Here is a 23,864-nt window from a genome sequence, read left to right as displayed (position 1 = left end):
GTCTGGCATGAGTAGGGTTTACCCGTATGTTGCTACATTGCCACCAGGGATTCAATGCTAGTGTTTTAACGAGTAAAAGATTTTCTCCGCCAGGGCGTGAGAAATGCCTGGCACTTTGGCAATTTCCTCTACCGAGGCGTTCATCAATGGCTGCAAACCGCCCATATATTTTAACAGCTGCTGACGCCGTTTAGGGCCTACGCCTTCGATACTTTCCAGCGCGCTGGTATTTTTGACCTTTGCCCGCTTATTACGATGCCCGGTAATGGCGTGATTATGCGAATCATCACGAATATGCTGAATAACATGCAGCGCCGGTGAATCAGGCGGTAACGAGAAGCCCTCGCCTTCCGGCTCTAAAAACAACGTTTCCAGCCCGGCTTTACGATCGCTGCCCTTCGCCACGCCCAATAAAAGCGGATGCTGTTTATCCCAGCCCACGTCCAGTTCGGCAAACACCTGCTTCGCCTGCCCAAGCTGCCCTTTACCGCCGTCAATTAAAATGACGTCTGGCACCTTTTCCGCTTCCAGCTCTTTACCGTAACGCCGCCGCAGCACCTGGTTCATCGCTGCATAGTCATCGCCCGGCGTGATGCCGTTGATGTTATAACGGCGATATTCCGCCCGCACCGGGCCATTACTGTCAAATACCACACAGGAAGCGATGGTTTGCTCGCCCATGGTATGACTGATATCGAAACATTCCATGCGGTTGATGCGCGGCAGCTTAAGCACCTCCGCCAGCGCCGACAGCCGCTGATGAATGGTTGATTGCTGCGTGAGTTTGGTTACCAGCGCCGTGGCGGCATTGGTACGCGCCAGTTTCAGGTAACGAGCGCGATCGCCGCGCGGCTTGCTCTGAATATGAATGCGACGGCCCGCCAAATCGCTCAGGGAGTCCGCTAACAGCTCGCGCTCCGGCAGATTAAAATCAAGCAGGATTTCACCCGGCAAGGTGCGCGCTTCGCTGCCCTGCAAATAGAATTGTCCGACAAAAGTTTGCACTACTTCCGCCAGCTCGGTGCCGCCTGGAATTTTCGGGAAATAGCTGCGGCTGCCTAATACCTTGCCCTGACGAATAAACAGCACGTGCAAACAGGCCATACCGGCATCATACGAGACGCCAATTACATCAAGGTCATCGCCCTGATTAGAGACAAACTGCTTTTCGGTAACCCGGCGCACCGCCTGGATTTGGTCACGCAGGCGCGCCGCCTCTTCAAAGCGCAGCCCCTGACTGGCCTGCTCCATGCGGCTCACCAACATATTCAGCACCTGATCATCCTTACCGGCGAGAAACAGCCGCACATAATCCGTTTGCTGAGCATATTCCTCTTCGCTGACCAGCCCGGCGACGCACGGCCCCAGACAGCGACCAATCTGATATTGCAGACAGGGACGCGAGCGGTTGCGATAAACACTGTTTTCACACTGCCGTATCGGGAATATTTTTTGCAGCAGCGCCAGGGTTTCACGCACCGCATAGCCATTCGGGAACGGGCCGAAATATTCGCCTTTGGCGTGTTTAGCGCCACGATGGATCGCCAGCCGTGGATGGGGATCGCCGCTTAGAAAGATATAAGGATAAGATTTATCGTCGCGCAGCAGCACGTTGTAGCGCGGCTGATAGAGCTTGATGTAGTTATGTTCAAGCAGCAGCGCTTCCGTTTCGGTATGGGTAACGGTGACATCAATATGCGCGATATTGGTCACGAGCGCTTCGGTTTTACGGCTGGCAAGGTTGCTGCGGAAATAGCTGCTGAGGCGCTTTTTCAGATCTTTCGCTTTACCAACGTAGATAACCGTACCGCCACTGTCATACATCCGGTAAACGCCCGGCTGGCTGGTGACGGTTTTCAGAAAGGATGGGGCATCAAAAACTTCACTCACTACTGATCAACGACTCCGCATTAAACAGGCCATGCCGGATGGCCAGATGCGTTAACTCTACGTCACCATTTATATTCAGTTTACTAAACATACGATAGCGGTAGCTGTTAACGGTTTTCGGGCTCAGATTAAGCTGTTCAGAAATATCTGTGACTTTCTGCCCTTTGGTAATCATCAGCATAATCTGCAATTCCCGTTCCGACAAACAGCTAAAGGGAGATTCTCCCTTTTCCGGCTCGATTTGGCTCAGCGCCATCTGCTGAGCGATATCAGAGGCGATGTAACGCTGGCCCGCATGAACCGAGCGAATCGCGCTGATCACTTCCTGCGGCGCGGCGCCTTTACTCAGGTAACCCGATGCGCCAGCCTGCATCACTTTCGCCGGTAGCGGATTTTCCGTATGGATAGTCAGCATAATGATTTTAGCATCGGGATTAAAACGCACGATTTTACGCGTCGCCTCCAGGCCGCCAATACCTGGCATGTTCATATCCATCAGGATCACATCGACCTGATTGGTTCGACACCACTTCACCGCATCCTCGCCGCAGCATGCTTCGCCGGTTACCTGTATACCTTTGATATCTTCCAGTATGCGGCGGATCCCTGCGCGTACCAGTTCGTGGTCATCCACAAGAAGAATGCTGATCAAAAGAGGATTTCTCCGGAATGGTGATGTTTATAGGCGACACGTTAATTAACCGGCCTAATGTTACTCTCTTTCGGGGCGGGTTTGAACATAATTCAGCGTTTTTTTAGGCGTGGCGCATTGTTGGCTGCGGCAGCTGTTATTTAGCCAGCAACCGGACTAATTCCCGCCCGGCGATAATAACCCGTTAAATCCGTTAAAAAATAAACAAAAATTAGATAAAAATCTAAAAGTGTTTATATACAACGGGTTAAATTAAATAGCTCTCTGTTTAGCGACTGCTGAAATAACGTGCATAAGCGGTTTTTACGCCATTTTTAATAGACCCGTTTGTTTATTTTTACGCTGCCGTTCCCGGCGGCAGTTTATTCCTGGCTATCCGGCGTTAACTGAGAAAACAGTCTCATAATTTATGTTATACTTTCCTGCTATTGCTGATTTAACCCGCTGTTCAAATGTTTGTATCGTTTTATCAAGGAGAAGCTATGGGCTATAACGATTTTAACACTTCGCAGGAAACCGAAAAGCTGGCAAATGAAGTGGCCTGTTTAAAAGCGATGGTCACCATGATGCTGAAGGGAATGGGCCAGGCGGATGCCGGTAAAGTGATTATCAATATGGAACGACTGATTGCCCAGTTAGACGATCCTCAGCAGGCTGAAACCTTCTCTGACACCATTGGTCAAATTAAAGCCGCCTACCGCCGCTAACGCTGTCAAACCCATTGATTTTACGCCGTTACTCACGCATGTTAGCGGTTTGAACACGGAGTGAACAATGGGTCTGTTGCTGAAAGCGCTAATTGGCGCGCTGGTTGTGGTGGCGATTGGGATTCTGGCAAAGAGTAAGAATTACTATATCGCAGGCCTGTTGCCGCTGTTCCCAACCTTTGCGCTGATAGCGCATTATCTGGTCGCAACTGAAAAAGGCGTGGAGGCGTTACGCACCACGCTTATTTTTGGCATGTGGGCCATTCTGCCCTATTTCTTCTATTTACTTTCGTTATGGTTTTTCATCGGCGTCATGCGGCTGCCTTTTGCGCTGGCCAGCGCCGTGCTGTGCTGGGTTCTGGCCGCGTGGTTACTGATTATCTTATGGACGCGCTGGCATTAACGTCCCGATTGCCAGTTAATGGAAACGCCCAACGAAGGCAGCACCTCTTCCGGGCTAAAGCGCCGCGCGCCGCGATATTTTTCCGCCAGCTCAGGCTGTTTAACCGGAATCTTAACGGCGAAAAGGTTATCTTCGGACTGAATCAGGCCCGGTGTTAAGGGTTCAAAGGTTACCTTGTGCTGCTCGAACATCTGCTCCAGCATTGGCGTTGCGGCGCTGACTAAATAGTCGATGCCAGAGAGCTCAGCCAACTGAACCGCATGCCAAAGAATGGTTAACGGTAGCTCCGCGTCCACATCCAGCCGCGCTGAAAAGCGAGACATTTCCCATACTGCTTCTTTACGATCGAACGGCACGCTGATGCCTTCAACGTTGCCCGGCTCCTGCCACTGCATCAAACGCGCGCAGCCACAAATCCCCCTGCGCGCATCCCAGGCAAGAAGCCAGGTGACATCAGAACGGTCAAAGCGATCATACTCCTGGCCCGGCGTACTGAGCCGGGAAGGTATTGACCACCCTTCGCCGCGTGCAAATACGCTATAGCGATAACTACCCAGTTCCGCCAATAACGAGGATGGCATATCCTTTAGCTGGGTTTGGATAATCTTCATCATATTCCCCTGTCGCACTCCCTCGTTTAAGCCGTAATCGTACGGCGTTAGCCCAGCTGATACCCAGGCCGCAGGGTAGACAACTGGTTAACCATATGAAACTACTAAATTTAGTAGTTGCGTTAACGCTCACAATAAACCCATCGCCGCTGCGTAGCTGGCCACCTGCGTTTTATTTGTGGCGTTAAACCGCTTTTGCAAATTCTTTTGATGAAAATTTACCGTATAGGGCGAGATAGCCAGGATCAGTGAGATTTCTACCGCCGTTTTTCCTTCTGCCGTCCATTTTAATATTTCCAGTTCACGCTGGCTTAAGGTTATATCCAAAATGCGCATTGCGACATCGTCTAAACGCTGTAAAGTTTGCAATGACAGATCCAATAGATACTGTAGTCTTAATTGTTGTTCCGGCAGTAATGTCAGCATATTCGCCGCCTTTTTAGAAGACGCCGACAATATTCCAATCGCCCGATTAAGCGCCATTAATGAACAAGATACACCTGAAACCAACCCATGCTGTTTTGCCTCCTGCCAGAATATTTCATTCCGGTCGGAAACGGCATCTTGCCACAGTATAAATTTTCCCGGCAGTTGGCAAATCTGAAGAATAGGATCGACAGCATAATAATTTTCGTTCTCATATCGCTTTAGCCAACTCTTTGGATAAGTAGAGAAAAGAAACGTTTTAGGGCGCGTAAAAGGCAACGGATGGCGGATAAGTAAAGCAAACTGCTCTAGCCCCAGCGCTTCTATCTGCTGCTGTAATGTATTCGTTAACTCTTTAGTGTTATTTAGTAAATGAAAGCGTGCCTCGACCTCCTTGCGCCAGGCGAAGTAATCATCGAACGTCATTAAAGCCTCACCGGTACGCGAAGCCTGCTCGCGCCATGGTTTAAGTCAAACTGCCACCGATGTAACAAAAAATTAAATGCTCTCGAAAAAATTCTTTTAATTATATTGCCTGCATACCCTCTGGTAGGCCCGGCGCCACATTTACGCTCCGTTAAGAAATCGTAATCTAATTGCCGAAGCCGTCGTCGCGTTAACCCTTATAATTTAGTAAAGTTATATTAATCAATTTTTTAAAGGCCAAAGATAGCATCGCCGCCGATTAAGAATAAGATTTTTCTTAAAATTATTCAATCCCCTTGCAATTCCAGCCGCATCGTTCCGCAAGGGTCGTAAACGATCAATAAATTTTCTCCGAAAAAAAAAGGCCGCGATGCTATTCCATCACTGAAATATTATAGCAAAACCGATAACAGAAGCTGATTGTTAGCACGGTTATCGTGGTGAAAAACAATTGCTTGCTAACGGCTTTGTTAGTTCATAGCGAATAATACTTCAGAAAACCCGCATTAATTTTCATTAAATTTTGCTTACCTGTTTTACGCTATTTCGCGCTGTCCTGCGGGGCGGTAAATTTGTTGGGTAACAGGCGCGACGTGAATTAGCGGCAAAGCGTGTAACCCCGCATTCCTAAATGAAAATGGCTGGCGTGAGCGGCGTTATAATCAGGCCCCAGTGAATTGCCAAACCATGCGCAGCTGCTGTTAAACCACTGATGCAGTAATGTCGATTCCTCACTTGTTTTGTGCCAGTCACGACCGACACCGATCCGCGTCCCTTTTGCTAATCGAAAGGCCGTGACATCCCATGCATCGGCGGTGGCATGTTCACTTAATCTGCCCTGCGCGCGATGATAGATGTTGCGACAGGCGTAGCTGCCAACATGCTCAATACGCCTCAGCGGTGATTTAAGCGGGCTGTTTTCAGCCAGCTGATTCGCCTGAATCACAAACATGGTGCTGCTTACCGCCAGCGGACAACTGGCCAGAAAGCTACTGCTTAACGTCACGTCGCCAAATCGCTGAATACGAATAGGTTTCTCCAGCGGGCAGGCGCCGGTGACGGCGGCCGGTTGCGTAAAGCTGACGAACCCCGCTGCACGCGCGCGCTGTAGCACTGCCAGGCAGGCCGCAGGATCATGCCGAAGACGCTGAAGCTTATAACGGGTAATGGGACCTGGCGCATCGGTAACCTGCAACGGCGTAAAAGGATTCCAGTGCGATGGCAAATGGCGCTGTAGCCAGGGCACGCTTGCCAGCCCGATCAATATAATGATCAGCATTACCGCCATGGTTTTCACCCGTATCGCCCCTCCCGTCACCCGCTACGCTTGCCAATAATTGTAGTCCGTAGGGCGATCTTTACAGGGAAAATTGCCTGTACTGCGGCTTTTTGCGGCGATGCTGGATAAAAGTTGCGCCTTCTCGCGGTTTGTAAATAAATGATGCCAACTTAAGCCGTTTAATCCTGTAGGATTGGCAAAAATCATTAGCTGATATTCTGTTAATTACACTATCTTATGCCAACTTACCTGCCGGTAAGCCTGATAAATATCGGCCAGCAGAGCCGTACGACATCACAGACAGGAACCACTCCATGACAGATGAAACCAAAGATACGCTGCAAAATGCAGAAAATCCGGATAAGCTCCGGCGCAGTCTACATAACCGTCATATTCAGCTGATAGCGATCGGGGGTGCCATCGGCACCGGCCTGTTTATGGGCTCCGGTAAGACCATCAGTCTGGCAGGCCCGTCGATCATTTTTGTTTATATGATCATCGGTTTTATGTTGTTCTTTGTTATGCGTGCCATGGGCGAGCTGCTGCTCTCCAATCTGGAATATAAATCTTTCAGCGATTTCGCCGCCGATCTGCTTGGTCCGTGGGCGGGTTATTTTACCGGTTGGACTTACTGGTTTTGCTGGGTGGTGACGGGCATAGCCGACGTTGTCGCCATCAGTTCCTATTTTCAGCTCTGGTTCCCGGACTTTTCCATCTGGATGAGCGCCCTGCTCTGCGTGGTGGTTTTCCTTGCGCTGAATATCGTGACGGTCAAGCTGTTTGGCGAGCTGGAGTTCTGGTTTGCCATTATCAAAATCGTGGCGATCGTGGCGTTAATTGTTACCGGCATTGTTCTGGTCGCGATGCACTATCCTTCCCCCGGCGGCGGCACGGCTTCGCTGTCCAACATCTGGAATGAAGGCGGCATGTTCCCGAAAGGGCTAAGCGGCTTCTTTGCCGGTTTTCAGATCGCCGTGTTCGCTTTCGTGGGGATTGAACTGGTGGGCACCGCCGCCGCCGAAACGCACGACCCGCATAAGGTGCTGCCGCGGGCGATTAATGCCATTCCGCTACGCGTGATCATGTTTTATGTGCTGGCGCTGATGGTGATTATGGCGGTTACGCCGTGGAACCATGTGGTGGCGGATCGCAGTCCGTTTGTTGAGATGTTTATGCTGATTGGCCTGCCCGCAGCGGCCAGCATCGTTAACTTTGTGGTATTAACCTCGGCCGCTTCTTCGGCTAACAGCGGTATCTTCTCTACCAGCCGCATGCTGTATGGCCTGGCGGAACAGGGCGTAGCGCATCGCGCTTTTGGTCGTCTTTCCGCGCGCGCGGTTCCGACGGCCGGGCTGCTCTTCTCTTGCCTCTGCCTGCTGGTGGGCGTGGCGCTGATTTATCTGATCCCGAACGTTATGACCGTGTTTACCATGGTTACCACCGTTTCAGCCATCCTGTTTATGTTTGTCTGGAGCATTATCCTCTGCTCTTATCTCGCCTACCGTAAAAAGTATCCGCAGCGCCATCAGCAGTCGCAGTTCAAAATGCCGCTGGGCAAGCTGATGTGCTGGGTTTGTATGGCTTTCTTCGTGTTTGTTATTGTGCTGCTGACACTGCAGGAAGATACGCGTCAGGCGCTGATGGTAACGCCGCTGTGGTTTGCTATGCTGGGCCTCGGCTGGTGGTTGCGTAGCCGTAAGGCGGCGGCGCGCTAAACGTTAGTCACGGGCCACGCTGGCTCTGGCGAGGTGATTATCTCAGGGGCGAACGCGCGTTCGCCCCTTTGTTATTACAGGCGCTGGCGAAACTGTTGCCACATCTGCGACAAGGAAGGCCGTGGTGAATCCAGCCGTGAAGGGTGAGGCTCCCGCGCCTGCGGGCTGCCCAGATCAAATGTAAAGGTAAAGTCTGGCGCTTCGCCCATACGTAAATCGCTGATAAGCAGCCTCCCGTCGCGCTGCTGCAGGGCAAAAAAGCCGTGGCTAAACCAGGCAACGCGCTCGACGTAGTGATCCCCTTTCAGCTGCTGATACAGCGGTGCGCCGCGATCGTGTGCGCTAAGCTGTAGCGGACGGTTCGGCGACAGCAGCGACCAGTACCCTTCGTAGTAACGCTCAGGCGTGACGGCAACCACGCGCCAGACCAGCGTATTGAGCGCGGTAGGGGTCACCAGTAGATGAGGCTTCGCGCCCAGCTGGTGCGTCACCTGCGGCGCGACCTGATACAGCGCAATACCCTGTATCGCCATGCTCCACAGTAGATAAGCGGAACTGATCGCCAGACCGATCCTGTTCCAGCGCGGCTCGCGTCGCCACAGCGCCACAATCAGACAAATCACCAGCGGCAGCGTATAAAGCGGATCGATAATAAAGATGCTGCCGATCGCCCAGGGGTAATCGGTAAAAGGCAGACCTAATTGCGTGCCATATACCGTCATCAGATCAAGCAGCGGATGAGTAATTAACGCCAGCCAGACCGCAGGCCACCAGCTGGCCCACTGAAAGCGCTGTTTGATCGCGCCGGCAATCAGCCAGGCCAACAGCGGTGAAACCAGCGTTAACCAGACCAGCGCATGGCTTTCGGTGCGATGCAGCGTCATATTGCCGATCGCATCGCCGTGATCGACAAACACATCGAGATCGGGCAAGGTGCCGCAAAATGCGCCAACCAGCGCCGACTTCCACAGCGGCGCTTTGCGCCCCATTACCGCCATGCTTACCGAGGCGCCCAAAACCAGTTGGGAAACGGAATCCATGCTTGCTCCTGCATTGCCACGTGAGGCTATAAGTCTGGCGCAATTCCGCTTCGCTGAGGGTAAAGTTTTTTAATCACGCCTTAACGCACGCGAATGGCTTCAATCACCATCTGTTGCACGTTAGCCAGCGCCTGATTAAAAAAAACCGCATCATTCAGCGTCTGGCCGGTAATTGCCTCAACCTGTACGGCAAAATCCGCGTAGTGTTGCGTGGTGGCCCACAGCATAAACACCAGATGTTGCGGCTCTACCGACGCCAGCCGTTTTTGCCTTACCCAATTTTCAATTACCCGCGATTTATCATCAATCAGCGCTTTCAGGTCGCCTTCCAGCTCCGCTTTTAACAGCGGCGCGCCTTGCAGCATTTCCAGGCAGAACAGCCGTGATGCCTGCGGATGGTCGCGCGACACTTCCATTTTCAGCTGGATATAGTGCCGGATTGCCGCCAGCGGATCCTGATCTTCGCGCAGCGCCCGTAACGGCGCCAGCCATACATCAAGGATATCTTTCAGCACCGCAACATAGAGCGCTTCTTTGGAGGGAAAATAGTAGAGCAGGTTGGTTTTCGACACGCCAGCGCGCTCGGCCACTTTATCGAGGCGGGTGCCATGCATGCCAAACTGCGAGAAATATTCCAGCGCCGCGCCCAGAATGGCTGAACGTTTGGCGGCGGCTGCCTGCGAGCGACGTGTTGGTGCCTTATTTACCACGGGTGTCCGATCCTTTTCCCTGAGCCGCCCGCACCGCCTCTCGCAGCTGACCGGCCAGGTTACGCATTGAATTGATAAGAAAGTCCTGCTTTGCGCCAGCCTTTACTTTTCTACCGCCGGTTGTTTTCTGGTTGCTCTTTTCAGCTTAAATTCGCTTACCAGCACCCCGAGCACAATCAACGCGCCGCCTAACAGCGCCGCGCCAGGCAAGCGCTCTCCGGCGATACGCCCGAATACCCCCGCCCAAACCGGCTCACCGGCGTAAATGACCGTCGCACGCGTAGGGGAAACGCTGCGCTGCGCCCAGTTCATGGTGACCTGAATCAAGGCGCTCGCCAGACCCAGCCCGAACGCGCTGCCCAAAAGATAAGGCGACAGCGTGGGTACGCTTTCCCCGTTGGGCGGCATCAGCAGAAAAGAGCACAGCGAGGCCACCGCCAGCTGAATAATTGTCACGCGGCGAATGTCCACTTTCCCTGCGCAGGCGCTGATCAGAATGATTTCCGCTGCAATCGCCAGCGTACTGAGCAGCGTGGCGATTTCGCCAGGGCTAAAGGCCAAACCACCGCTTTCCGGCCCTGCCACCAGCAGCAGCCCACCAAACGCCAGCACCACGCCGCACCAGGACATGATGCCTGGCATTTTGCCCAAAAAGGCCCACTGCAACAGCGGCACCAGCGGCACGTAGAGCGCGGTAATAAAGGCCGACTGGCTGCCGGAAATGGTTTGCATCCCCCAGGTTTGCAAGCCATAGCCGCAGGCAATGGCAATGCCAATCCATAAGCCCGACAGCAGTTCACGGCGCGTGAAACCGCCCAGCGAACGCCATGACACCAGCGTTAACAGCAGCGCGGCGGTAGCAAAACGCACGCCGACAAAAAAGAACGGGCCGCTCATGGTCATGGCATGGTGTACCACCATGAAGGTGCCGCCCCAAACCATGGTAATAAAAATCAGGATCCCTTCCTGCAACGTAAGCGTCCATTTGTAGCGCGCTAACCGGCCCGACATATTTCTCTGTTCCTTAACGTAAAGGCTGCCAGTGTGCTGATCTCACCGCTGCGGGTCAATGGCAACGATGGGTTCCAGGCAAGCTCGCTGACATCTTCTATACTCTGTTACTGATGTTATCTTTCATTGCTACAGGAGAAGGTTATGACCCAGAAACAATCCCAGCAGAGCAAAGACGATCCAAAACAGGCGCCGGAGTCAGGCGATAAAACGCCTGCCACGCCGAAGAAGTAATCGCGTCCGGCTAACGCCGTAAAGATCGACAATATTCAACAGGGAGCTGAACAATGGCAAAAATTTTGGTGCTGTACTATTCCATGTATGGGCACGTTGAAACCATGGCGCAGGCCGTTGCCGAAGGCGCACGCCGCGTTGGCGGCGCAGAAGTAACCGTTAAGCGCGTTCCGGAAACCATGGATGCTGAGCGCTTTGCTCAGGTTGGTGGTAAAACGCAACAGGACGCGCCGGAAGCCACGCCGGATGAACTGCCCCAGTACGACGCCATTTTGTTCGGCACCCCTACCCGCTTCGGCAATATGTCTGGTCAGATGCGCACCTTCCTCGATCGCACCGGCGGCCTGTGGGCTTCTGGCGCGCTCTACGGCAAGCTGGCCAGCGTATTTACTTCGACCGGCACCGGCGGCGGCCAGGAGCAGACCATTACCTCAACCTGGACCACGCTGGCGCATCACGGCATGGTGCTGGTGCCTATCGGCTACGGTACCAAAGAGATGTTTGATATCAGCCAGGTACGCGGCGGCACCCCTTACGGTGCATCGACCTATGCTGGCGGCGATGGCTCCCGCCAGCCAACCCCAGACGAGCTTACGATTGCCCGCTTCCAGGGCGAACATGTCGCCCAGCTGGCGGTAAAACTCAACGGATAGTCTCAATCAACACAGGAGAACATTATGGCAACGCAACAATCTAAAGAACACCATGTTGGCGAATGGGCAAGCCTGCGCCATACCTCACCTGAGATTGCTGAGGCAATTTTTGAAGTAGCAAATTACGATGAAAAACTGGCGGAAGAGATCTGGCGCCAGCAAGGTAACGATGACGTGCTGTTCCGCGCCTTCGATAAAACCGATGCAGATGTCCTGACCTGGGATGACGTAGTGGTTGAACGTAAAAACGTCTAGTCTGCCCCTATTTTTGTGGGCGGGAGCTTCCCGCCCTTTTTTATTCCGCGCAAGGAGCCTCCTATGTCAACTTACCAGTCCGTTAACCCCGCAACCAATGAAGTGATTAAAACCTGGCCTGCGCACAGCGACGACGATGTTGAAAAAGCGCTGGAAACCGCCGCGCAGCTTTATCAGTCAAGCTGGTCAAAAGGTGATATTCAGCCACGCATCCAGGTGCTGCATAAGCTGGCGGATCTGATTGACAGCCGCGCCGATGAGTTAGCGAAAATCGCCAGCCTTGAAATGGGTAAGCTGCTGAAGCAGAGCCGTGGCGAAGTGCAAATTTGCGCACAGATTGCGCGCTATTATGCCGAACATGCTGAAAAATTTTTACAACCGGTGCCCTATCCTACCGACCTGGGCGAAGCCTGGGTTGAGCATCATCCCGTTGGCGTGCTGATGGCCGTCGAACCGTGGAACTTCCCTTACTATCAGCTGATGCGCGTGCTGGCGCCAAACCTGGCGGCCGGCAACCCGGTACTGGCTAAACATGCGGCGATTGTCCCGCATTGCGCCAGCATCTTCGAACAGCTGGTGCTGGAAGCGGGCGCACCGAAAGGCGCCTGGACCAATCTGTTTATCTCCAGCGATAAAGTCGCTGAGCTGATTGCCGACGACCGCGTTCAGGGTGCCGCTCTCACCGGTTCAGAGCGCGCCGGTAGCGCCGTCGCGCAGCAGGCGGGAAAATATTTGAAGAAGACCACGCTGGAACTGGGCGGCAATGATGTCTTCGTGGTGCTGGATGATTGCGACCTGGAAGAGGCCGTCAAGCAAGGCGTGCAGGCGCGTTTGAGCAATGCCGGTCAGGTTTGTACCGCCGCGAAACGTTTTATCGTGCAGCGCAGCGTTGCCGACCGCTTCCTGGAGAAGTTTACCGAGGCGTTTAAAGCGGCGAAAATCGGCGATCCGCTGGATGAAAGCACCACGCTGGGCCCGCTCTCCTCCGCCAGTGCGCGCGATACGCTGGTTGAACAGGTTAAAGAGGCGCTCGCTAAAGGTGCGACGCTGCATTATGGCGGCGAGGCGGTATCCGGCCCCGGCTGTTTCTATCAGCCCACGATTCTGACCAATATTACGCGCGATAATCCGGCTTATTTCACCGAGTTTTTCGGCCCGGTGGCGCAGGTTTACGTGGTAGAGAATGATGACGAGGCGGTAAAACTGGCCAATGATTCCCATTATGGCCTGGGCGGCGCGGTGTTTACCGGTGATATCGCCCGCGGTAAACGCATGGCTTCGCGTATCGAAACCGGCATGGTGTTTATCAACTCTGCCAGCGATACCGCCGCAGAACTGCCTTTCGGCGGCGTTAAGCGTTCGGGTTATGGACGTGAGCTGTCTGATTTAGGTATCAAAGAGTTTGTGAACCAGAAACTGGTGGTGGTGTCCGGGCAGTAAGCGGACAACCGCATAAATAAAAAGGGAGCCTGAGGCTCCCTTTTTTATGGGCTGCGGGCAATCAGTTAGCCGCTTCCGCGGGTTTTGCTGACGGCTGCTGTGGCTGGTCATCAGCCGCTTTTGCTTCAGCTTGTGTCTGGGCCTGGGTATCAGCTGCTTTTGGCTCAGCTTTTGGCTGCGCCTGATCGTCAGCTGCTTTCGGCTCGGCCTTTGGCTGTGCATCCGCTGCGGCCTTTTCACTTGCCGCTTTCTCTTTTGCCGCCTGCTCGGCATCCGCTTTCGCTTTGGCTGCCGCAGCTTGCGCTTTGTCAGCATCGGCCTGCGCTTTTGCTGCCGCCGCGTTTGCCTGCTGGGCTTTATTGTCGGCGTCTGCTTTGCTCACCGGCTTATCCGCTGCGGCTTTGTCCGTTGCGGGCTTATCGGCGGCAGGTTTCGTCGCGGTCGCGGGCTTATCAGCCGCCGCTTTTGCCGCAGCGGCTGGCGCGTTGGCAGCTGCCGGTTGAGCTACGGCGGCCGGTTGCAGCGCAGTGCCCTGCAAAGCAGCATTCAACGCATTGCTAAACTGCTCCCATGAACAGAAGCCGTTAGCATCCGTCTGGCAGCCGTTTAGTTGCAGCGTCACGCGCTTAGGCGGATTTTTCAGGCTGAGGGTTTCGGCGTCGCGCAGCTGATCGGCCGTCTGGTAAACATACTCAATTTTTACCAGATCTTTATCTGCTTTCGCATCGTGCCAGCGCTCGAAAACCACCTGGCCGCCAATTGGCGTTTTCTCATACTGGCCGGGCAGCGTATAGGCTTTGGTATCCAGCGCCGTCAGCAGCGAGGCGATATTGGAATCATGCCCTACCATCAGCGTCACCTTCGGCGCGGAAGCTTTATCCTGATCCACCAGCTGGCTGCGAATATAATCAATCAGCGGGGCAGCTACTTCACGAGCGATCTCCGGCGAGGTAAACAGCGCATCCTGATAACCGTTCTTGATCGCTGCCAGCTCCTGCCACTGCTCAGGGGTTTTAATCTGTCCCCAGGCGACCTGATCCAGCGGGAAACCCTGGTAATATTGCAGCGTAAAGGCATCTACCAGCGAATTACCCACTTTCAGCGGACCGGCTACATTCGGCTCTTTGCCATTTTCCGCACTGAATTTGTTTTGGTTATCGCTGCTGAGCGTGCACTGCTTTTTGCCGTTGCAGGCTGGGGAGTTTTTATAATCGACAATTTTTTCCAGCCGCTGGAAAGCAGGCTTAAGGCTCAACTTTTCACCCTGCGCATTCAACGCGGCCAGCGCTCGCTTGTTAAACTCGTCGCTGTCGTTCGTGATAACGGGATTGAAGATGGGATCCATGCTGCCCATTTCATCCTGATGCGTTACGGTAACGTCGCAGCCAGGAAAGGCACCGGTGACAAAATATTGCGCCGTCGCGACGGTACGCTGCAGGCTGTTGGCGTAGGCAAACACCTCATTGGGCGCAGGACAGGCATCGTTTTTAATCAGCCCCTGCTGCGCCAGCCATTCCCGCGTATAGCGCCCCATATATACTTCCAGCACGCCGCCTTTTATCGTCAGCTCGCCGCCCGGCACGTCCCATTGCGGCCAGGCTTTTTTCGTCGCCTGCCCCAGCACACTGCCGTTATCAGCCAGCGGTGCCCGCAGGTTATGACGACTAAGCATTAAAACCTGCTGAAGTTGCAGATCGCCATCAGCAGCATGGGCGGAAAATCCTAAGGGTAACGCCGCAATAACCGACAATGCGCAAAGACTGAGTTTTTTGATCATTGTTACTGTTCCATTCGATCCAATGGTGACTGGCTGACTGCTGACCGCAGGGCATCAGCGCCAATAATGGGTATCCCATGCCGCCCGAAGCCTTGAATTACGGCTGCGGAAGCAGGCTTTATATCGTATCAGGACTATAGCAGACGTGCGACACTGCGCTTTAATCTGAATAGCTAATTGAAAAGTAACGAGATGTTTACTAACGCGCCGCTGTTTGTCGTGGCGGACGTTGACGGGCTAACCAGAAAAGAGGCAACGCTGAGGCGTTTGCCCTATGGCGTGGAGAAGAAGCAAGGCGCGCGGACGGCGACACCATAAACGCCCCTGGCCCAAAGCGCGCGCGAAAACCATGACCAGGGTTTAACAGACATAAAAAAAGCCAGCACGCTGTGCTGGCTCTTAAAATTTGGCGGAGGAGGAGAGATTCGAACTCTCGGATGGTTTCCCATCGGCGGTTTTCAAGACCGCTGCCTTAAGCCACTCGGCCACCCCTCCGCAAGACAATCCACAACGACGTTGCGACGTGTCATATTGTGCGACGAAGTCTAACGGCTTGATTCTGCTTGCGCAAGCCCCTTTTATGCAAAAAAGATCTGACTGATTATTTTCGCAGCGTCGCGATGAAAACATCAGCAAATGCGCTTGCGGCGCAAACGAAAACGGGCCAGCATTGCTGCTGACCCGTTCTGAATTTAGTGGCGGAGGAGGAGAGATTCGAACTCTCGGATGGTTTCCCATCGGCGGTTTTCAAGACCGCTGCCTTAAGCCGCTCGGCCACCCCTCCGCAATGAGGCGAACTATAAACAGCCCTTAGCACGATGTAAAGAGCCTGGCCTGCTGTTCGCCTGAAAAACAGCCAACTCGCCGCTTTTTGCTGGCATAATCGCCATTTGGCTCACAAAAACAGCGGCTTCACGCGTAAAGAAGGGTAAAACGCCTTTTCCCTTTCCCTTGTGCTTCGTATGCTCTGTGCCAGGATTGTGACCCCTGTATGAGGTGCATTATGGATCGTATCGTTTCCCGCTCGGGTGCTGGCGCATCATTGCTGAGCACGCATAAAGTTTTACGTAATACCTATTTCCTGCTGGGCCTGACGTTGGCCTTTTCTGCCGCTACCGCCACGGCCAGCACCTTGCTGAACCTGCCTGCGCCGGGCCTGATTCTGATGCTGGTAGGCTTTTATGGTTTGATGTTCCTGACCTATCGCCTGGCAAACAGCCCGGCCGGTATTGTGGCGGCCTTCGCCTTTACCGGTTTCCTGGGTTATAGCCTGGGGCCGATTCTCAACTCGTTCCTGGCGGCAGGCATGGGCGATGCTATCGCGTTGGCGCTGGGCGGCACCGCGCTGGTGTTCTTCTGCTGCTCGGCCTATGTGCTGACAACGCGTAAGGATATGTCTTTCCTTGGCGGCATGATGATGGCGGGTTTTGTGGTGCTGCTGGTTGCGGTGGTGGCTAACCTGTTCCTGCAGCTGCCTGCGCTGCAGCTGGCGATCAGCGCCCTGTTTATTCTGTTTTCTACCGGGGCGATCCTGTGGGAAACCAGCAATATTATTCACGGCGGTGAAACCAACTATATTCGCGCCACCATTAGCCTCTATGTCTCGCTGTACAACATTTTTATCAGCCTGCTGAGCATTCTTGGTTTTTCACGTAATAACTAAGCATCCTGCCCTCTTTTGCTGTTGATGCTTTGCAAAGGCCTCGCCCACCGGCGGGGCCTTATTTTTTGCCGCGGTTAAGTTTGCTAATATAGCCGACGGTTAATTAAGTGAGGCCATATCGTGCTGTTTGAAGGTAAAGAAATTACGCGTGACGCGCAGGGCTATCTGCTGAATTCTGCGGACTGGAGCGAGGCGTTGGCGCAGCATATCGCTGCGGAAGAGTCGATTACAATGAGCGAAGCGCACTGGGAAGTGGTGCATTTTGTGCGCGAGTTTTATCTGACCTACAACACGTCACCGGCAGTAAGAATGCTGGTCAAAGCCATGGCGCAGAAATTCGGCGAGGAAAAAGGCAACAGCCGCTATCTGTTTCGTCTGTTCCCGGATGGCCCGGCAAAACAGGCCACTAAAATAGCGGGCCTGCCCAAGCCGGTTAAATGTTTGTGAGGCTAAGCCTAAGCCGGTTAAATATTTATAAGCGCTAAGCCTAAATCGGTTAAATGTTTATAAGCGCCAGGCGCAGCCGGTGCTGAATCAGCCGCTGGTAAAGCGCTGCGGTAGCTCGCCGGGCTGATGCGGCTCGGTTAACACGCGATCGACGCGCGCGCTACGCGGCCCGCCCGCCTTTAGCCAGGCCACCAGCTGTTCCACGCCCTCGCTCTCGCCGCAGGCCAGCACTTCCACGCTGCCATCATCAAGATTGCGCGCGTAGCCGGTTAGTCCAAGCTGCTGCGCCTGCATCTGCGTGCTGTAGCGGAATCCTACGCCCTGCACCTGTCCATGTACCCAGGCTTTAATACATTGTTGGGTCATTGCGCCCTCCCCTGATGTGCGCTGATTGCATTTTGCCGGTAACCACCGGACAATGTCGCCTCATTTTCCGTTGGTAAGCATAGCAAAATATGACCGTTCGATTGATTCTCGCTAAGGGACGTGAAAAGTCCCTGCTCCGTCGTCATCCCTGGATCTTCTCCGGCGCCGTTGCGCGTATGGAAGGGAAAGCCCAGCGTGGTGAAACCATTGACGTCTGTGACAGCCAGGGTAAATGGCTGGCCCGCGCCGCCTTTTCGCCCGATTCGCAAATTCGCGCGCGCGTCTGGAGCTGGCAGCAGGAGGAATCTGTCGATATCGCCTTTTTTGTCCGTCGCCTGCAGGCGGCCCAGCAGCTGCGTGACTGGCTGGCGCTGCGCGACGGTCTGGATAGCTACCGTTTAATCGCCGGTGAATCTGATGGCATGCCAGGGGTGACGATCGATCGCTTTGGCACGTTTCTGGTGTTGCAGCTGCTTTCCGCGGGTGCGGAATATCAGCGCCCGGCGATTATTTCCGCCCTGCAGCAGTGCTATCCCGACTGCAGCATCTACGATCGCTCTGATGTGGCGGTGCGTAAGAAAGAGGGTCTGGAGCTGGCTCAGGGTCCGGTTAGCGGTGAGCTGCCGCCCGACCTGCTGCCAATTAGCGAACATGGCATGAAGCTGCTGGTGGATATTCGTACCGGCCACAAAACCGGTTACTATCTTGACCAGCGTGATAGCCGCTTCGCCACGCGCCGCTACGCGCAGGATAAACGCGTGCTGAACTGTTTCTCCTATACCGGCGGCTTCGCGGTTTCCGCTCTTCTTGGCGGCTGCCGTGAAGTTATCAGCGTAGATACCTCGCAGGCGGCACTGGATGTGGCGCGCCAGAACGTTGAACTGAACGGGCTGGATGTGGGCAAGGCGCAGTTCCTGCGGGATGATGTGTTCAAGCTACTGCGCAGCTACCGCGACCAGGGCGAGAAATTCGATCTTATCGTGATGGATCCGCCGAAGTTTGTTGAGAATAAAAACCAGCTGGCGGGCGCCTGCCGCGGCTATAAAGATATCAATATGCTGGCGATGCAGCTGCTGAATCCGGGCGGCATATTACTGACCTTCTCTTGCTCCGGCCTGATGGCGAACGATCTCTTTCAGAAAATCATCGCTGACGCCGCCGTTGATGCGCATCGTGATGTACAATTTATAGAACAGTTCCGTCAGGCTGCCGATCACCCGGTGATAACCAGTTATCCTGAAGGTCTTTATTTGAAAGGATTTGCCTGCCGCGTGCTGTAACTTGAAAACGATGCCTTTGCCCCCATATTGGTCAAAGGCGATGTTTGTCAGGAGGTATTGATGATTGCCAGTAAATTTGGAATTGGTCAACAGGTGCGTCATAAAATGCTCGGTTTTCTGGGCGTGGTGGTTGATGTCGATCCCGAATATTCGTTAGACGACCCTGATATTGATGATGTTGGCGCAAATGAGACGTTACGCACTGCGCCCTGGTATCATGTTGTCACTGAAGACGATGACGGTGAGCCGCTTCATACCTATCTGGCCGAAGCGCAGCTTGCCGGGGAAGCGCAAAGCGTCCATCCCGAACAGCCGTCAATGGATGAACTGGCGGAGTCGGTTCGTCAACAGCTGTTGTCTCCCCGTTTACGTCACTAATTCAATGCCTGGCACGCCAGGCATCTTATCTTTTTTCCGCTCCGCCTCAGTGCGCCTGGTTTTTCAATAATCCCAACCGGGGAATCTCGATTTTCGGACAGCGATCCATCACCACGTTAAGCCCTGCTTCGCCAGCCAGCACCGCCGCCTGTTCATTGATGACGCCCTGCTGTAGCCAGAGCGTTTTCGCGCCAATGGCAATCGCTTCCTGCGCCACGCCCCATGCCGCTTCGGAATTACGGAACACATCCACCATATCTACCGTTTCAGGAATATCCGCCAGCGAGGCGTAGACTTTTTGCCCCAGCAGCGTTTGGCCCGCCAGTTTTGGGCTAACCGGAATCACGTGGTAACCCTGTTGCAACAGCCAGGCCATAACGCCATAGCTGGCGCGCGTCGGCTTATCGCTGGCACCCACTAACGCAATGGTACGGGTAGTGCGCAAGACATCGGCAATCATTTGATCGTTCATAAGTTACTCCTGATGCAATGAATTGACCCATTTTAAGCGATTTCTGGTTCAGGAATGAACAGCTGCCTGTCATCCTTGCATTTAGCGATTCAGAGCACAGAATAATATGTTAAAATGTTAACACACTGCCATAATGTAAGAATTTGATACATTCACAGCCGGGATTCCCGTGCGCCTTCTGGAGAAATAATGACGCTGCGTTTGATCTGTTCAGGTATGTTTGCGCTGCTGTTCGCGACATCCTGTTACGCGACTACGCTCAGGCTCGATCCCAATATCGATCTGCTGGTACTGGACGGACGCAAAATTTCAGGCTCGCTGCTGAAGGGCGCTGATGGACTGGAGCTGGATAATGGGGAGCATCAGCTGTTGTTCCGCGTTGAAAAAGCCCTCGATACTTCTCATGGCAACACCCGGCGTAGCTATACCTCCGCCCCGCTGATCGTCACCTTTGTTACCAGCGCCAAATCGATTTCTATTCAGCTGCCCGTGCTGGACAGCCCGCGCGATCGTCGCCAGTTCGATAAAAACAACGCGTTTACTTTGGTGGATGAGAAAGGCCAGAAGGTTGCAAGCCGTCGCGATCGTCTTCCGCTGCCGAATGGACAACAAACCGATCTGGAAAAGGCGTTAATCACTTATAACCGTAACGGCCAGGCGGCCTCGGTTCCCCGCTTTGCTCAGCAACCGCCGTTAACCCTGCAAAAAGATAAATTTCCGGTGGATGTGGTTGGCGCGAATACGCCCGGCGAGCGGCTGTTACAGCTGTGGTTTCATCAGGTAGACAGCGCCACGCGTCAGCGGCTGGTCAGCTGGATGAAAGCGCTACGGCCGAGTTGATGTTTACTGCCCTGCGGCAGTAGACTTGAGGTTTGTTTCCTTATTTTCACCTTATTCTCAACAGGATGCATCAATGGAGCAGACCAGCCGTATTCTTCCCGAAGCCAAAACCATTGCCCTGGTGGCACACGATCACTGCAAAACCGCGCTGCTGGAGTGGGTCAGCCAGCACAAGGCGCTGCTGGATGCTCACACGCTTTATGCCACCGGCACCACCGGCAATTTGATTCAGCGCGCGACCGGTCTTGAAGTGAATGCCATGCTGAGCGGCCCAATGGGCGGCGATCAGCAGGTAGGCGCACTGATCGCCGAAGGGAAAATCGATCTGTTGATCTTCTTTTGGGATCCGCTGAACGCCGTGCCGCACGACCCGGACGTAAAAGCGCTGCTGCGCCTTGCTACCGTCTGGAATATTCCTACGGCGACCAACCGCTCCACCGCTGACTTTCTGATCAAGTCACCGTTGTTTAATCAGGCGGTGAACATTACTATCCCCGACTATCAAAACTACTTGCAGACGCGCCTTAAATAAGCGCCTCGCTAAGGCTTGCGCAGCAGCGGGACGCCAAGACGTTTAAAGTTCTCCACGAAGAGCGATGGCTGCTGGCGATTATAAAGCAGCCAGACCTGCTGTTTCGCGCGCGTTAACGCCACATAAGCCAGCCGACGCTCTTCGGCGTCGGGAAAATCTTCGGGCTCAGGCAGCAGCCCCTCTTCTATCACGCTTTCGCGCGCCGGTGCCGGAAACCCCTCCGCGCCCTCCTGTAATCCCAGCAGAATGACATAATCTGCCTGCTGCCCTTTGCTGGCATGAATGGTCATAAAATCAAGCCTGAGCTTAGGCCACCGGGTTTTCGCTTTTGCCAGTAAGGCGGGCTGAAGATAGTGATAACGCGCCAGCAGCAGCACCCGCTCCTCTGGCAGGACATAACCGCTCATTTTATTCAGCAAATCTTCCAGCCGATCGTCAGGCAGCAGGGAAATCGCTTTTTTAGTGCCTTTGATCGGGCTATTAAGCGGCCTGGCAAGCTGATGAGGGTTCTCCTGTACGAAGCGGTTGGCAATATCACCGATACGATCGTTGAACCGCCAGGTGGTATCCAGCACGCAGCTATCGCCACGGCCAAAATAGTGGTGAAAAGATGCCGTCAACGCCATTTCCGCGCCGCTAAAACGGTAAATGGCCTGCCAGTCATCGCCCACCGCGAACATACTGGTTTGACGATTCTGTTTACGTAATGCTGCCAACAGCTGCGCCCGCTGCGGCGAAATATCCTGGAACTCATCCACCAGGATGTGCTTCCACGGGCTGATAAATCGCCCTTTTTCTACCAGACTCACCGCCTGATGTATCAGCCCGGCGAAATCCACTGCGCCCTCGTCTTTCAACGCGCTTTTCCACGCTTTGAGCAGCGGCGCCATCAGCTTAATACGTTTAGTGAACGTGTCGCGGATCGCTTCTGGCACATCGGCAATCATCGCCGCCTGCGCCCCGCCATGCATCCGCATCAGACCCAGCCAGCGCTCCAAACGACTCGCCAGCCGCTGCGTCAGCGCCCGATCCTGCCAGAAATCGTTTTCCGGCAGCGCCCATGCCAGCTCCTCCGTCAGCCACTGTCGCCAGCCGTTGGCAAAGGATTTCTTTTGCGCGCACTGTTGCTGCCAGGTCTCGATCAGCAGCGCCTGGCGTGCTTCACTATCGGTTTCAAGACGTGAGATAAGCGGCGTTTTATTGCTGCCCTCGCGGATGATATGCAGCGCCAGCGCGTGGAACGTCCGGGCTTCTGGCTTCTGGTCATGCAGACGCGATGCTATGCGCTGGTTCATCTCTTCCGCCGCCTGACGACCAAACGCCAGCAACAGAATTTGCGCCGCCTGCGCCTGGCGCTGGCGCAGCAGCCAGCCTGCGCGCGCCACCAGCACCGATGTTTTGCCGCTGCCCGCGCCCGCCAGCACCAACAGCGTCTCTTCGCCATTAACCACCGCACGTGCCTGCGCCAGGCTGAGCGGCGCTGACTCTACCGTCGCGAAAAAATCGGCATGTTCCTCCAGCATACGCTGAGTCCAGCTATCGTTACGCGTTGCCCGCGCGGTTTCGCCGTGAGATAACCACTCCTGGCACTGCTGATAAAACGCCCGGCAGTTATCAAAACTCTCCAGTCGCGCAACAGGCAGCGGTAGCGCGGAAAAGGTCTCGCTAATTTGCTGCTGCAGTTCCGCCAGCTCGCGCTGCGTCAGCCAGCGATCCTGCGTTTTTTTATGCTGTAAGGTTGCCGCCAGCGTCTCCAGCGCCTGCGCGCTGATGTCACTCATCTCCTCGCTCCAGCGCTGCCAGGCCTGCGTAAGATAGTGGTAAAAGCGCTGCGTCTCCTGCCATTCGGTGCCATGCAGCCGCACCACCTTTTCATCCGGCAGGGTAAACTCCAGCTCTCCCCAGATCAGGCCGCGTTTGCATTTAATCTCCAGCAGCTGATTAAACGGAATCAGATATTCATGTTTTTCACCGCTGACTTCTACACCTGCGCTTAACAAGCGCACCCGATTATAAGGATGCTGCGCCAGATGTTTGCCGAACGAGGTTGCTTTTAGTTCCATGCGTGATAACCAGAGGTGGATGAATTCGCTTTGCCGTAGTCTACCGAGCCGTAGTTTACCGCTCCAGGGTTAAAACAGGTTACAATCAAACGCAGCTATGCTGAATTAATGCTGTTTGTTGAGGGAAGCCTGTTTTATGCGTACCGTTTTGAATATCCTTAATTTTGTCCTGGGTGGCTTCTTTACCACGCTCTGCTGGTTGTTTGCCACTCTGATGAGTATTGTCCTGATTTTTACTCTGCCGCTGACGCGCTCCTGCTGGGAGATCGCTAAACTCTCTCTGCTGCCTTATGGTAATGAAGCGGTGCATGTCGACGAACTGCGTCCCGATCGCAGCAACGCGTTGCTGAATACCGGCGGTACGCTGCTGAACGTCTTTTGGTTTATTTTCTTTGGCTGGTGGCTGTGCATTTCTCATATCATGCTCGGCATTACGCAGTGCATCAGTATTATCGGCATTCCGGTGGGCATTGCTAACTTTAAGCTGGCTGCCATTGCGCTTTGGCCGGTTGGCCGTCGGGTGGTTTCCACGGAAGAAGCGCGTGCGGCGCGGGAAGCCAATGCGCGTCGTCGTTACCAGTAAGGTCATTATGC

Annotated in this window: 26 protein-coding genes and 2 tRNA genes; 14 read left to right on the top strand and 14 right to left on the bottom strand. The window is 54.1% G+C overall.

From position 1 onward, the window contains the following. Window positions 1-57: 57 nt before the first annotated feature. Together uvrC and uvrY are read right to left on the bottom strand one after the other, a co-directional pair. Entirely contained in the window at window positions 58-1,890 is a 1,833-nt protein-coding gene (gene uvrC, locus J2X14_RS01300) for an excinuclease ABC subunit UvrC (protein ID WP_352409418.1), read from the bottom strand. Then, window positions 1,883-2,542 (bottom strand): UvrY/SirA/GacA family response regulator transcription factor, encoded by a 660-nt coding sequence (gene uvrY / locus J2X14_RS01295; protein ID WP_352409417.1) that lies wholly within the window; start codon window positions 2,540-2,542, stop codon window positions 1,883-1,885. Before uvrY ends, uvrC begins: the two co-directional genes overlap by 8 nt. A 482-nt stretch (window positions 2,543-3,024) precedes the next feature. Between uvrY and J2X14_RS01290 the strand changes: the two genes are divergently transcribed. Together J2X14_RS01290 and J2X14_RS01285 are read left to right on the top strand one after the other, a co-directional pair. Further along, window positions 3,025-3,249, top strand: coding sequence for a DUF2594 family protein (locus J2X14_RS01290; protein ID WP_352409416.1), 225 nt, complete (start codon window positions 3,025-3,027; stop codon window positions 3,247-3,249). Window positions 3,250-3,316: 67 nt separating this feature from the next. Continuing rightward, window positions 3,317-3,652 carry a GlpM family protein gene (locus J2X14_RS01285; RefSeq protein WP_352409415.1) on the top strand — a complete coding sequence of 112 codons (336 nt, stop codon included), beginning with the start codon at window positions 3,317-3,319 and terminating at the stop codon, window positions 3,650-3,652. Here J2X14_RS01285 and J2X14_RS01280 read toward each other — a convergent pair. From J2X14_RS01280 to J2X14_RS01270, 3 genes are all read right to left on the bottom strand, one after another. Beyond that, window positions 3,649-4,263, bottom strand: a complete 615-nt coding sequence (locus tag J2X14_RS01280; RefSeq protein ID WP_352410107.1) for an acyl-homoserine-lactone synthase — start codon at window positions 4,261-4,263, stop codon at window positions 3,649-3,651. The genes J2X14_RS01285 and J2X14_RS01280 overlap by 4 nt on opposite strands. Window positions 4,264-4,392: 129 nt before the next feature. Then, a complete protein-coding gene (locus tag J2X14_RS01275) occupies window positions 4,393-5,115 on the bottom strand; it encodes an autoinducer binding domain-containing protein (RefSeq protein WP_352409414.1) in 723 nt (240 codons plus the stop codon). Between the two features lie 598 nt (window positions 5,116-5,713). Next, window positions 5,714-6,412: an extensin-like domain-containing protein gene (locus J2X14_RS01270; RefSeq protein ID WP_352409413.1), complete on the bottom strand. Its 699-nt coding sequence runs from the start codon at window positions 6,410-6,412 to the stop codon at window positions 5,714-5,716. 296 nt (window positions 6,413-6,708) lie between these two features. Between J2X14_RS01270 and cycA the strand changes: the two genes are divergently transcribed. After that, the gene (cycA, locus tag J2X14_RS01265) at window positions 6,709-8,109 is read left to right on the top strand and encodes a D-serine/D-alanine/glycine transporter (RefSeq protein WP_352409412.1); all 1,401 of its coding nucleotides are present in this window, start codon (window positions 6,709-6,711) and stop codon (window positions 8,107-8,109) included. Window positions 8,110-8,183: 74 nt separating this feature from the next. Here the strand turns inward: cycA and J2X14_RS01260 are convergent, their stop codons facing one another. From J2X14_RS01260 to J2X14_RS01250, 3 genes are all read right to left on the bottom strand, one after another. Beyond that, window positions 8,184-9,149: a metal-dependent hydrolase gene (locus tag J2X14_RS01260; RefSeq protein ID WP_352409411.1), complete on the bottom strand. Its 966-nt coding sequence runs from the start codon at window positions 9,147-9,149 to the stop codon at window positions 8,184-8,186. Window positions 9,150-9,229: 80 nt separating this feature from the next. Beyond that, complete coding sequence (gene rutR, locus J2X14_RS01255; protein ID WP_352409410.1) at window positions 9,230-9,859, bottom strand: HTH-type transcriptional regulator RutR; 630 nt, start codon at window positions 9,857-9,859, stop codon at window positions 9,230-9,232. A 102-nt stretch (window positions 9,860-9,961) separates the two neighbouring features. Further along, on the bottom strand, window positions 9,962-10,870 hold the full coding sequence (locus J2X14_RS01250; RefSeq protein WP_352409409.1) for a DMT family transporter: 909 nt from the start codon (window positions 10,868-10,870) through the stop codon (window positions 9,962-9,964). 287 nt (window positions 10,871-11,157) lie between these two features. Here J2X14_RS01250 and wrbA point away from each other — a divergent pair, with 287 nt between their 5' ends. The 3 genes from wrbA to J2X14_RS01235 all read left to right on the top strand — a co-directional run bounded on the left by wrbA (window position 11,158) and on the right by J2X14_RS01235 (window position 13,452). After that, complete coding sequence (gene wrbA, locus J2X14_RS01245) at window positions 11,158-11,757, top strand: NAD(P)H:quinone oxidoreductase (protein ID WP_352409408.1); 600 nt, start codon at window positions 11,158-11,160, stop codon at window positions 11,755-11,757. Window positions 11,758-11,781: 24 nt separating this feature from the next. Beyond that, complete coding sequence (locus J2X14_RS01240; protein ID WP_352409407.1) at window positions 11,782-12,012, top strand: YccJ family protein; 231 nt, start codon at window positions 11,782-11,784, stop codon at window positions 12,010-12,012. A 63-nt stretch (window positions 12,013-12,075) separates the two neighbouring features. Then, window positions 12,076-13,452 carry an NAD-dependent succinate-semialdehyde dehydrogenase gene (locus tag J2X14_RS01235; RefSeq protein ID WP_352409406.1) on the top strand — a complete coding sequence of 459 codons (1,377 nt, stop codon included), beginning with the start codon at window positions 12,076-12,078 and terminating at the stop codon, window positions 13,450-13,452. A gap of 61 nt (window positions 13,453-13,513) precedes the next feature. Here the strand turns inward: J2X14_RS01235 and agp are convergent, their stop codons facing one another. Beyond that, window positions 13,514-15,229, bottom strand: coding sequence for a bifunctional glucose-1-phosphatase/inositol phosphatase (gene agp, locus J2X14_RS01230; protein WP_352409405.1), 1,716 nt, complete (start codon window positions 15,227-15,229; stop codon window positions 13,514-13,516). Window positions 15,230-15,421: 192 nt separating this feature from the next. Between agp and J2X14_RS01225 the strand changes: the two genes are divergently transcribed. Next, window positions 15,422-15,547, top strand: coding sequence for a hypothetical protein (locus J2X14_RS01225; RefSeq protein WP_352409404.1), 126 nt, complete (start codon window positions 15,422-15,424; stop codon window positions 15,545-15,547). Between the two features lie 89 nt (window positions 15,548-15,636). On the opposite strand, the gene J2X14_RS01220 is transcribed toward J2X14_RS01225, so the two are convergent. Beyond that, window positions 15,637-15,724 (bottom strand) — tRNA-Ser (locus J2X14_RS01220). Between the two features lie 201 nt (window positions 15,725-15,925). After that, a tRNA-Ser gene (locus J2X14_RS01215) sits at window positions 15,926-16,013 on the bottom strand. A 219-nt stretch (window positions 16,014-16,232) separates the two neighbouring features. Here J2X14_RS01215 and yccA point away from each other — a divergent pair. Together yccA and tusE are read left to right on the top strand one after the other, a co-directional pair. Beyond that, window positions 16,233-16,892, top strand: a complete 660-nt coding sequence (gene yccA / locus J2X14_RS01210; protein WP_352409403.1) for an FtsH protease modulator YccA — start codon at window positions 16,233-16,235, stop codon at window positions 16,890-16,892. A gap of 120 nt (window positions 16,893-17,012) precedes the next feature. Continuing rightward, the gene (gene tusE / locus J2X14_RS01205; protein WP_352409402.1) at window positions 17,013-17,339 is read left to right on the top strand and encodes a sulfurtransferase TusE; all 327 of its coding nucleotides are present in this window, start codon (window positions 17,013-17,015) and stop codon (window positions 17,337-17,339) included. 87 nt (window positions 17,340-17,426) lie between these two features. On the opposite strand, the gene yccX is transcribed toward tusE, so the two are convergent. Beyond that, the gene (gene yccX / locus J2X14_RS01200; protein WP_352409401.1) at window positions 17,427-17,705 is read right to left on the bottom strand and encodes an acylphosphatase; all 279 of its coding nucleotides are present in this window, start codon (window positions 17,703-17,705) and stop codon (window positions 17,427-17,429) included. Between the two features lie 89 nt (window positions 17,706-17,794). Between yccX and rlmI the strand changes: the two genes are divergently transcribed. Together rlmI and hspQ are read left to right on the top strand one after the other, a co-directional pair. Continuing rightward, entirely contained in the window at window positions 17,795-18,985 is a 1,191-nt protein-coding gene (gene rlmI / locus J2X14_RS01195) for a 23S rRNA (cytosine(1962)-C(5))-methyltransferase RlmI (RefSeq protein ID WP_352409400.1), read from the top strand. Window positions 18,986-19,045: 60 nt separating this feature from the next. Next, window positions 19,046-19,363, top strand: a complete 318-nt coding sequence (hspQ, locus tag J2X14_RS01190) for a heat shock protein HspQ (RefSeq protein ID WP_352409399.1) — start codon at window positions 19,046-19,048, stop codon at window positions 19,361-19,363. A 46-nt stretch (window positions 19,364-19,409) separates the two neighbouring features. Here the strand turns inward: hspQ and J2X14_RS01185 are convergent, their stop codons facing one another. Continuing rightward, window positions 19,410-19,835 (bottom strand): CoA-binding protein, encoded by a 426-nt coding sequence (locus J2X14_RS01185; protein WP_352409398.1) that lies wholly within the window; start codon window positions 19,833-19,835, stop codon window positions 19,410-19,412. Window positions 19,836-20,024: 189 nt separating this feature from the next. On the opposite strand from J2X14_RS01185, the gene J2X14_RS01180 reads away from it, so the two are divergent. Both J2X14_RS01180 and mgsA read left to right on the top strand, forming a co-directional pair. Beyond that, entirely contained in the window at window positions 20,025-20,675 is a 651-nt protein-coding gene (locus J2X14_RS01180; RefSeq protein WP_352409397.1) for a DUF2057 family protein, read from the top strand. Window positions 20,676-20,748: 73 nt separating this feature from the next. Continuing rightward, a complete protein-coding gene (mgsA, locus tag J2X14_RS01175) occupies window positions 20,749-21,207 on the top strand; it encodes a methylglyoxal synthase (protein ID WP_352409396.1) in 459 nt (152 codons plus the stop codon). Between the two features lie 8 nt (window positions 21,208-21,215). Here the strand turns inward: mgsA and helD are convergent, their stop codons facing one another. Beyond that, window positions 21,216-23,270: a DNA helicase IV gene (gene helD, locus J2X14_RS01170; protein ID WP_352409395.1), complete on the bottom strand. Its 2,055-nt coding sequence runs from the start codon at window positions 23,268-23,270 to the stop codon at window positions 21,216-21,218. 136 nt (window positions 23,271-23,406) lie between these two features. On the opposite strand from helD, the gene J2X14_RS01165 reads away from it, so the two are divergent. Next, a complete protein-coding gene (locus J2X14_RS01165) occupies window positions 23,407-23,853 on the top strand; it encodes a YccF domain-containing protein (RefSeq protein WP_352409394.1) in 447 nt (148 codons plus the stop codon). Window positions 23,854-23,864: the final 11 nt, after the last annotated feature.

The organism is Mixta sp. BE291 (genome assembly GCF_031457955.1).
Taxonomy (GTDB): domain Bacteria; phylum Pseudomonadota; class Gammaproteobacteria; order Enterobacterales; family Enterobacteriaceae; genus Mixta.
Note: the sequence above shows the minus strand (reverse complement) of the source record. Positions and strands in the feature narration are given on the sequence as shown.

Excerpts from the sequence above, each read along its gene's own strand:
- J2X14_RS01260 (WP_352409411.1), bottom strand. The coding sequence starts at position 9,149 with ATGGATTCCGTTTCCCAACTGGTTTTGGGCGCCTCGGTAAGCATGGCG.
- J2X14_RS01250 (WP_352409409.1), bottom strand. The coding sequence starts at position 10,870 with ATGTCGGGCCGGTTAGCGCGCTACAAATGGACGCTTACGTTGCAGGAA.
- J2X14_RS01280 (WP_352410107.1), bottom strand. The coding sequence starts at position 4,263 with ATGAAGATTATCCAAACCCAGCTAAAGGATATGCCATCCTCGTTATTG.
- J2X14_RS01240 (WP_352409407.1), top strand. The coding sequence starts at position 11,782 with ATGGCAACGCAACAATCTAAAGAACACCATGTTGGCGAATGGGCAAGC.
- J2X14_RS01275 (WP_352409414.1), bottom strand. The coding sequence starts at position 5,115 with ATGACGTTCGATGATTACTTCGCCTGGCGCAAGGAGGTCGAGGCACGC.
- mgsA (WP_352409396.1), top strand. The coding sequence starts at position 20,749 with ATGGAGCAGACCAGCCGTATTCTTCCCGAAGCCAAAACCATTGCCCTG.
- hspQ (WP_352409399.1), top strand. The coding sequence starts at position 19,046 with ATGATTGCCAGTAAATTTGGAATTGGTCAACAGGTGCGTCATAAAATG.
- J2X14_RS01225 (WP_352409404.1), top strand. The coding sequence starts at position 15,422 with ATGTTTACTAACGCGCCGCTGTTTGTCGTGGCGGACGTTGACGGGCTA.
- J2X14_RS01235 (WP_352409406.1), top strand. The coding sequence starts at position 12,076 with ATGTCAACTTACCAGTCCGTTAACCCCGCAACCAATGAAGTGATTAAA.
- J2X14_RS01165 (WP_352409394.1), top strand. The coding sequence starts at position 23,407 with ATGCGTACCGTTTTGAATATCCTTAATTTTGTCCTGGGTGGCTTCTTT.
- J2X14_RS01290 (WP_352409416.1), top strand. The coding sequence starts at position 3,025 with ATGGGCTATAACGATTTTAACACTTCGCAGGAAACCGAAAAGCTGGCA.
- helD (WP_352409395.1), bottom strand. The coding sequence starts at position 23,270 with ATGGAACTAAAAGCAACCTCGTTCGGCAAACATCTGGCGCAGCATCCT.
- wrbA (WP_352409408.1), top strand. The coding sequence starts at position 11,158 with ATGGCAAAAATTTTGGTGCTGTACTATTCCATGTATGGGCACGTTGAA.
- yccA (WP_352409403.1), top strand. The coding sequence starts at position 16,233 with ATGGATCGTATCGTTTCCCGCTCGGGTGCTGGCGCATCATTGCTGAGC.
- J2X14_RS01285 (WP_352409415.1), top strand. The coding sequence starts at position 3,317 with ATGGGTCTGTTGCTGAAAGCGCTAATTGGCGCGCTGGTTGTGGTGGCG.
- J2X14_RS01185 (WP_352409398.1), bottom strand. The coding sequence starts at position 19,835 with ATGAACGATCAAATGATTGCCGATGTCTTGCGCACTACCCGTACCATT.
- agp (WP_352409405.1), bottom strand. The coding sequence starts at position 15,229 with ATGATCAAAAAACTCAGTCTTTGCGCATTGTCGGTTATTGCGGCGTTA.
- J2X14_RS01180 (WP_352409397.1), top strand. The coding sequence starts at position 20,025 with ATGACGCTGCGTTTGATCTGTTCAGGTATGTTTGCGCTGCTGTTCGCG.
- cycA (WP_352409412.1), top strand. The coding sequence starts at position 6,709 with ATGACAGATGAAACCAAAGATACGCTGCAAAATGCAGAAAATCCGGAT.
- rlmI (WP_352409400.1), top strand. The coding sequence starts at position 17,795 with ATGACCGTTCGATTGATTCTCGCTAAGGGACGTGAAAAGTCCCTGCTC.
- yccX (WP_352409401.1), bottom strand. The coding sequence starts at position 17,705 with ATGACCCAACAATGTATTAAAGCCTGGGTACATGGACAGGTGCAGGGC.